The organism is uncultured Cardiobacterium sp., from assembly GCF_938028185.1.
Classification (GTDB): domain Bacteria; phylum Pseudomonadota; class Gammaproteobacteria; order Cardiobacteriales; family Cardiobacteriaceae; genus Cardiobacterium.
Map to the genome: position 1 here is coordinate 1 of NZ_CALJAH010000374.1, position 6491 is coordinate 6491.

The following is a 6491-nucleotide window of genomic DNA, read 5'->3' on the forward strand; positions in this document are numbered from 1 at the left end:
TGGTCGTAGCGCAGCGGCGGTTGTTGTCGCGCGGCGGCGGGCGACGGCGCCGGGGTTTCGCGCGGTGGCGCGGTTTGCGCGGCGGGGATGTTGCCGCGCAGGGCGTGGTGCAGGCTGCTGTAGAGGAAGTCGTGCGCGAGGCGGCTTTCGCGGAAACGCACTTCGTGTTTCGCCGGATGCGCATTGACGTCGATGAGGTCGGGCGCGATGTCGAGGTAGAGGACGTACACCGGATGGCGGCCGTGGTAGAGCATATCCTGGTAGGCCTGGCGGATGGCGTGCGCGATGATTTTGTCGCGGATCATGCGGCCATTGATGTAGAAGTATTGGCGGTCGGGCTGGTTGCCGGCGCAGGTCGGCAGGCCAACCCGGCCATAGAGGTGCATTTCGCCGCTGCGGGCGTCGATGGGCAGCGACTGCTCCAGCAGCTCATCGCCGAGGACGCTGGCAATGCGCGCGGCGAGATCGGCGCCGCCGTATGCGCCGAGCAGTTTGCCGTGGTTATTGAGGCGGATGGTGATGCCGTCGTGGCTTAAGGCGAGGGTTTGCACGAGCTGCTGGATGTGCTGCCGCTCGGTGCGTTCGCTTTTCAGGAATTTTTTCCGCGCCGGGGTGTTGTAGAAGAGGTCGCGGATTTCGATGGTGGTGCCGGGCGGGTGCGCCGCCGGGCTGATGGCGTCGCCCAGATGCGGGCTGATGCGCCAGGCTTGTATTTCGCCTTCCGCGCGGCTGGTGAGGGTGGTCTTGGCGACGGAGGCGATGCTTGGCAGCGCTTCGCCGCGAAAGCCGAGGGTGGTGACGTGCTCAAGGTCGTCAAGGTTGCGGATTTTGCTGGTGGCGTGGGTGGCGAAGGCGAGCGCGAGGTCGTCCGGGTAGATGCCGCAGCCGTTGTCGCGCACGCGGATGAGTTTGCCGCCGCCGTCTTCGATGTCGATGTCGATGTGTGTCGCCCCGGCGTCGATGGCGTTTTCCACGATTTCTTTGACGACGGAGGCGGGGCGCTCGATGACTTCACCGGCGGCGATTTGGTTGATGAGGTGGTTGGGCAGTTGCTGGATGCGGGGCATGGCGACGACGGGGCAGGGATTCGCGCGCTATTGTTGCCTTTTGCCGGGGAATTGCAATCCCGGCGGGGATGGGGCGATAGCCAGCCGGGGGGATTGGCGCTATCATCGGCGCATCCCCCGCAGAGGAATACGGCATGACGCATCACATTTTCCCCACCACCCCGCCCCGCTATGTTGCGGGCGCGCGTGGGTGGTGCCGCTGCGGGGCGGTAGCTGAAATCATAGCCATCCACCGAAAGTTTCAGACAAGGCGCGTCGCCGAAGACAGTACGCGGTTGTACGGCGAGGCGACGCAACACCGTATGAGGCTTTCGGTGGATGGCTATATGGCGATGTTGACGGGCGCTTTTGTCCGGTAGGCATCGCCTTTTCTTTAAGCGTATTTTGATTCAGGGAGAGAGAAATGTTTAACCGCAATCCGACAGCCGAAACAGCAGTGGCATATCCGTGGGCGAAAGTCTTTTTTGGCTTCGTTGGCGGGATGTTGTTGTTTAATTTTGTTGCCCATCTATTGGGAAGTATAAAACTTTCTGGCATTTTGCTGGGGCAGCTATTACTACCACAGCCAGCAACGGACAAAATGTATTTATATCTCTTGTGGGGGTTGTTGTTTTTATTTCCTGTATTGCTTGGCAGTATTGCTACCGTATTGTTTTTGGTTTGGCGAAATGCAAGGCGCAATCGGCACGGCGTAATGCTAGCAGTAAAATCCATGCTGGCACTAAATACCATTTATGCCGTATTCAGTATTATTTATTTGGTTTTTTGGGGTGTATTCAGGGATGGTGCGCAGATTTTGTTTCTTGTTTTTTCTTGTACGGGTTTCGTTTTGATGCAAGGCATTTTTGCCGCCTTGCTGGCAAGCTGGTTGCTGCCCGAACCCGCAAATGATGAAGACGAAGCAGAATTTTATCCTTGGCAGCGCGTCATTCTCGGTTTTGGCCTGGGTACCGGCTTGCTCAATGGCTTGCTCTTCTGGCTGCTGCTACTGATACTGGGTAAGGGTATTTCCTGGTGGCATTTGCCGGATAATATGGGACGCTTTTTTATGCCTGGCTTTTTATTTGGCGCCTGGTTTGCCTGGCGGCGTTTTCAACGCTCGCTCAGGCATATGGTTTTTATTTTGGTAGTCACTTTGCCGCTGGCGATGTTCTATTTTATGGGTATTACTTCCGCTTCTTTCAGTTACAGTATGCATTTGCGCAGTTTGCCGATGATTTTGACGGCACGGTTGGCGCTCGCTATTTTGATTCTTTCGTTTGTTTTGCTGCCTGCAAGGGAAGACAGAACGGCTTCTGCGGCTAATAATGGTGTGTTGTTGCTGGTGAGTCTATTGGCTGCGGCCATCATTATTGTGGTTTCTGCCTGGATGATGCCCTATGTATTGATCATATTATGGCGCTTGTTTTCCTGATCAGGATTTTTTGGAGATTCTTTTTCTATCCACCAAACCGGGGAGGTTTTTATGTCGAAGTTCCAGCAGGATGCCACGCTGCTTTTGGCAGCCGTTGGCGGTAGGGAGAATATCAGCGCGGTCACGCATTGTGTGACGCGGATGCGTTTTGTCTTGGTTGATCCGAAAAAGGCGGATATTGCCCGCATTGAGGCGATTGGCTGCGTCAAGGGGACGTTTATCCAGTCCGGACAATTCCAGGTGATTATTGGCAATGAGGTGAGCGAGTTTTATCAGGAATTCACTACCCTTGCCGGGATTGAAGGGGTATCGAAGGATGCGGTGAAAGCGGCGGCGACGGCGCAGCAGAATTGGCTGCAACGCATAATGAGCGCGCTTGGCGAGATTTTTGCGCCGATTATTCCCGCACTGGTGTGCGGCGGCTTGATTTTGGGCTTTCGCAATATTATTGGCGAGATTGCGCTGTTTGATGGCAAGACTTTGGCGCAGACGTCGTCGTTCTGGCAGGGGATGTATCAGTTTCTTTGGCTGATTGGCGAGGCGGTATTTCATATGCTGCCGATTGGCATTGTCTGGTCAATTACCCGCAAGATGGGGACGACGCCGATTCTTGGCATTGTGCTTGGCGCAACGCTGGTGTCGCCGCAGTTATTGAATGCGTTTGCGGTCGCCAGTACGGCGGCGGAGGATATTCCGCATTGGGATTTCGGCTTTACCCAGGTCAATATGATTGGCTATCAGGGGCAGGTGATTTCCGCGATTCTCGCCGGCTTTGTTTTGGTATATTTGGAACGCTTTTTCCGCCGTATTTCGCCCGCCGTCATTTCGATGATTGTCGTGCCGTTTTGTTCGCTCGTGCCAGCGGTGATTATTGCGCATATGTTGGTCGGGCCAATTGGCTGGAAGATTGGCACGTTTATTGCCGATGCGGTTTATGGCGGGCTGACTTCTTCGTGGTCGGTGTTATTCGCTGCCGTTTTTGGTTTTCTTTATGCGCCGGTGGTGATGACTGGCTTGCATCATATGACCAATGCCATTGATATTACGTTGACGACGAAATTCGGCGGCACGATTCTTTGGCCAATGATTGCCCTTTCCAATATTGCGCAGGGTTCGAGTGTGCTCGCGATGAGTGTTTTGCAGCGCCACAATAAGCGCGCTGAGCAGGTCAATGTGCCTGCCTGTATTTCTGCTTATTTAGGGGTAACCGAGCCGGCGTTATTCGGGGTGAATTTGAAATATGGTTTCCCGCTCGTTTGCGGGATGATTGGCTCTGCCATTGCCGCGGTGATTTCGGTTGGCTCGGGCACGCAAGCGCTCAGTATTGGCGTCGGCGGTATTCCCGGCATTTTGTCTATCAATCCGCAATTCTGGGGTTCGTTTGCCCTGGCGATGGCGGCGGCGATTGTCGTGCCGTTTGTGCTGACCTGGCTGGTCGGGCAGAAGCGTTTGAGCACGGCGGAAAAAGGCAGCGCGCCCGCGCCCGCGCCTGCGGTTGCCGTGCCACCTGCTGCCTCGCCGGCGGAAGAGGTGTTTATCGCGCCGATGAGCGGCCGCCTGTTTGCCATTGAGGATATTGATGACCAGGGCTTTGCCTCGAAAAGTATGGGCGATGGCATCGCGATTGAGCTGCAAGATGGCGTGGTGGTCGCGCCGTTTAGCGGCACGGTCGAGGTCGCGTTCCCCACCGGGCACGCCTACGGCATCGCCTGTGACAACGGGCGCGAGCTGCTGATTCATATCGGCATGGATACGGTCGAGTTGCAAGGCAAGGGCTTCACCGCGCGCGTCCAGCAGGGCGACCGCGTGCGTCAGGGCGATGTGTTGGCGGAGGTGGATGTCGCTTATGTGCAAAGCCAAGGCAAGCCGCTGGTGTCGCCGGTGGTCTTCACCGACGGCGAGGCTATCCGCGTGCTGAAGAAGGATGTGGACGTCAAATGCGGCGATAGCGGCATTTTGGAACTGTGAGGAATGTCATGAATTTCAAAGACAAAGTCGTTTACCAGATTTACCCCAAATCCTTCTGCGACAGCAACGGCGACGGCATCGGCGACCTGCCGGGCATCATCAGCAAGCTCGATTATCTGCAAGCGCTCGGCATGGATTATCTCTGGCTCAATCCGATTTACCCCTCGCCGCAGCGCGACAACGGCTACGACATCGCCGATTACCGCGCCATCGACCCGGTTTACGGCACGATGGACGATTTTGAGCGCCTCTGCCGCGAGGCGAAGGCGCACGGTATCGACATCATGCTCGATATGGTCTTTAACCACACCTCGACCGCGCATGAGTGGTTCCAAAAAGCGCTCGCGGGCGACCCCAAATACCGCGCCTATTATTTGTTCCGCCCCGGCAAGCCCGACGGCAGCGCGCCGACCAACTGGCAATCGAAATTCGGCGGCAGCGCCTGGGAATACGCGCCGCAAGTCGGGCAGTATTACCTGCACCTTTTCGACGTTACCCAGGCAGACCTCGACTGGACGAATCCGGCGGTGCGCGAGGAAGTCGCCGACATCGTCCGCTTCTGGCAGGCAAAAGGCGTGCATGGCTTCCGCTTTGACGTCATCAACCTCATCAGCAAGCGCGAGTTTGCCGACGACCCCAACCACGCCGACGGCCGCCAGTTCTACACCGACGGCCCGTACGTGCATGAATACCTGCGTGAGTTAAACCGCGAGAGCTTCGGCCGCGACGTGCAGAGTTTTACCGTCGGCGAGATGAGCTCGACCAAACTCGCCGAATGCGTGCATTACGCCGGCGCGGAAAGCGGTGAGCTATCGAGCGTCTTCACCTTCCACCACCTCAAGGTGGACTACAAGGACCAGCAAAAATGGGCGCTGCAACCCTTTGATTTCGCGGCGCTGAAAACCCTCATCAGCGACTGGCAGATTGGCATGGCGGCAGGCAATGCCTGGAACGCGCTCTTTTGGAACAACCACGACCAGCCGCGCGCCTTGAGTCGTTTCGGCGATGACCGCCGCTACCGCGTTGAGTCCGCGACCATGCTGGCAAGCGCGCTGCACATGCTGCGCGGCACGCCTTACGTCTATCAGGGCGAAGAAATCGGCATGACCAACGCCTACTTCGACGACATCGACGACTACCGCGACATCGAAAGCACCAACCTCTACGCCATCGAAAAAGCGGCGGGGCGGGACGCGGCGGCCATTCACGAACTGCTGCGGGCGCGCAGCCGCGACAACGCGCGCACGCCGATGCAGTGGACGGCGGGCGCACAGGCGGGCTTCACCAGCGGCACGCCGTGGCTGAAAGTGAACCCGAACCACACGGAAATCAACGCCGAGGCGGAGACGCGCGAGCCGCACGGCATCTACGCCCATTACCAGGCGCTGATCCAGCTACGCAAAACACAGCGCGTCATTCAGGACGGCGACTACACACCGCTGCTTGCCGACCACCCGCAAATATTCGCCTACCGCCGCGAGAATGATGAGGCGTCGCTCGTCGTGTTGGCGAACTTCTACGGCGAGGTGGCAAAAGCGCCGCTCGCGGACACGGCGGGCTATCGGCTGCTCCTCGGCAATTACCCCGATTCCCCGACGACGCTGGAAGAAGACGTGCTGCTGCGCCCGTATGAAGCGCTGGTTTATCTGCGGCAGAAGGTGTAGAAAGTAAAGCGCCCCCTCGCGCTGACAATGCTGTGGTGGGTCGAGACCCACCCTACATATACTGCGGAAAGCGTGCGTAGGGTGGGGCTTGCCCCACCGCCGCAATATCGTCGCCATGACCCGCCCCATCAGCCATAAAAAAAGCCACCCCTGCGGGTGGCTTTTTTAGAACCTGTTTAGAGTCTGGGAAAACCCGTTTTCTTGTGCAAACGGGAGCAGGTAAAACCGCCGATATATCCCCCTCTCCTTGAGGGGCTGGGATAGCTCGCGCAGCGACAAGCATTGCTTGCGAAGCAGAGAGAGGTTTGGGATGAGAACAACAAAGCCATTGAAAAACAGGAATTTCAGTTCATGAACAATATCGCTCACCCCCACCCC

5 protein-coding genes are annotated in these 6491 nt (G+C 57.4%); 3 read left to right on the forward strand and 2 right to left on the reverse strand.

All coding sequences use genetic code 11. The features are described 5' to 3' along the window. On the reverse strand, positions 1-1067 hold a 1067-nt coding region (mutL, locus tag Q0349_RS10970), incomplete at its 3' end, for a DNA mismatch repair endonuclease MutL (protein WP_298080987.1). Positions 1068-1470: 403 nt separating this feature from the next. Between mutL and Q0349_RS10975 the strand changes: the two genes are divergently transcribed. Genes Q0349_RS10975 through treC form a run of 3 tightly spaced genes read left to right on the forward strand, consistent with a single transcriptional unit; the run spans position 1471 to position 6113 of the window. Beyond that, a complete protein-coding gene (locus Q0349_RS10975) occupies positions 1471-2481 on the forward strand; it encodes a hypothetical protein (RefSeq protein WP_298080989.1) in 1011 nt (336 codons plus the stop codon). Positions 2482-2532: 51 nt separating this feature from the next. Beyond that, the gene (gene treP, locus Q0349_RS10980) at positions 2533-4449 is read left to right on the forward strand and encodes a PTS system trehalose-specific EIIBC component (protein WP_298080991.1); all 1917 of its coding nucleotides are present in this window, start codon (positions 2533-2535) and stop codon (positions 4447-4449) included. An 8-nt stretch (positions 4450-4457) separates the two neighbouring features. Beyond that, positions 4458-6113, forward strand: coding sequence for an alpha,alpha-phosphotrehalase (treC, locus tag Q0349_RS10985; protein ID WP_298080992.1), 1656 nt, complete (start codon positions 4458-4460; stop codon positions 6111-6113). Between the two features lie 165 nt (positions 6114-6278). On the opposite strand, the gene Q0349_RS10990 is transcribed toward treC, so the two are convergent. After that, positions 6279-6491 (reverse strand): hypothetical protein (locus Q0349_RS10990; RefSeq protein ID WP_298080994.1); only part of this gene is annotated, 213 nt, incomplete at its 5' end.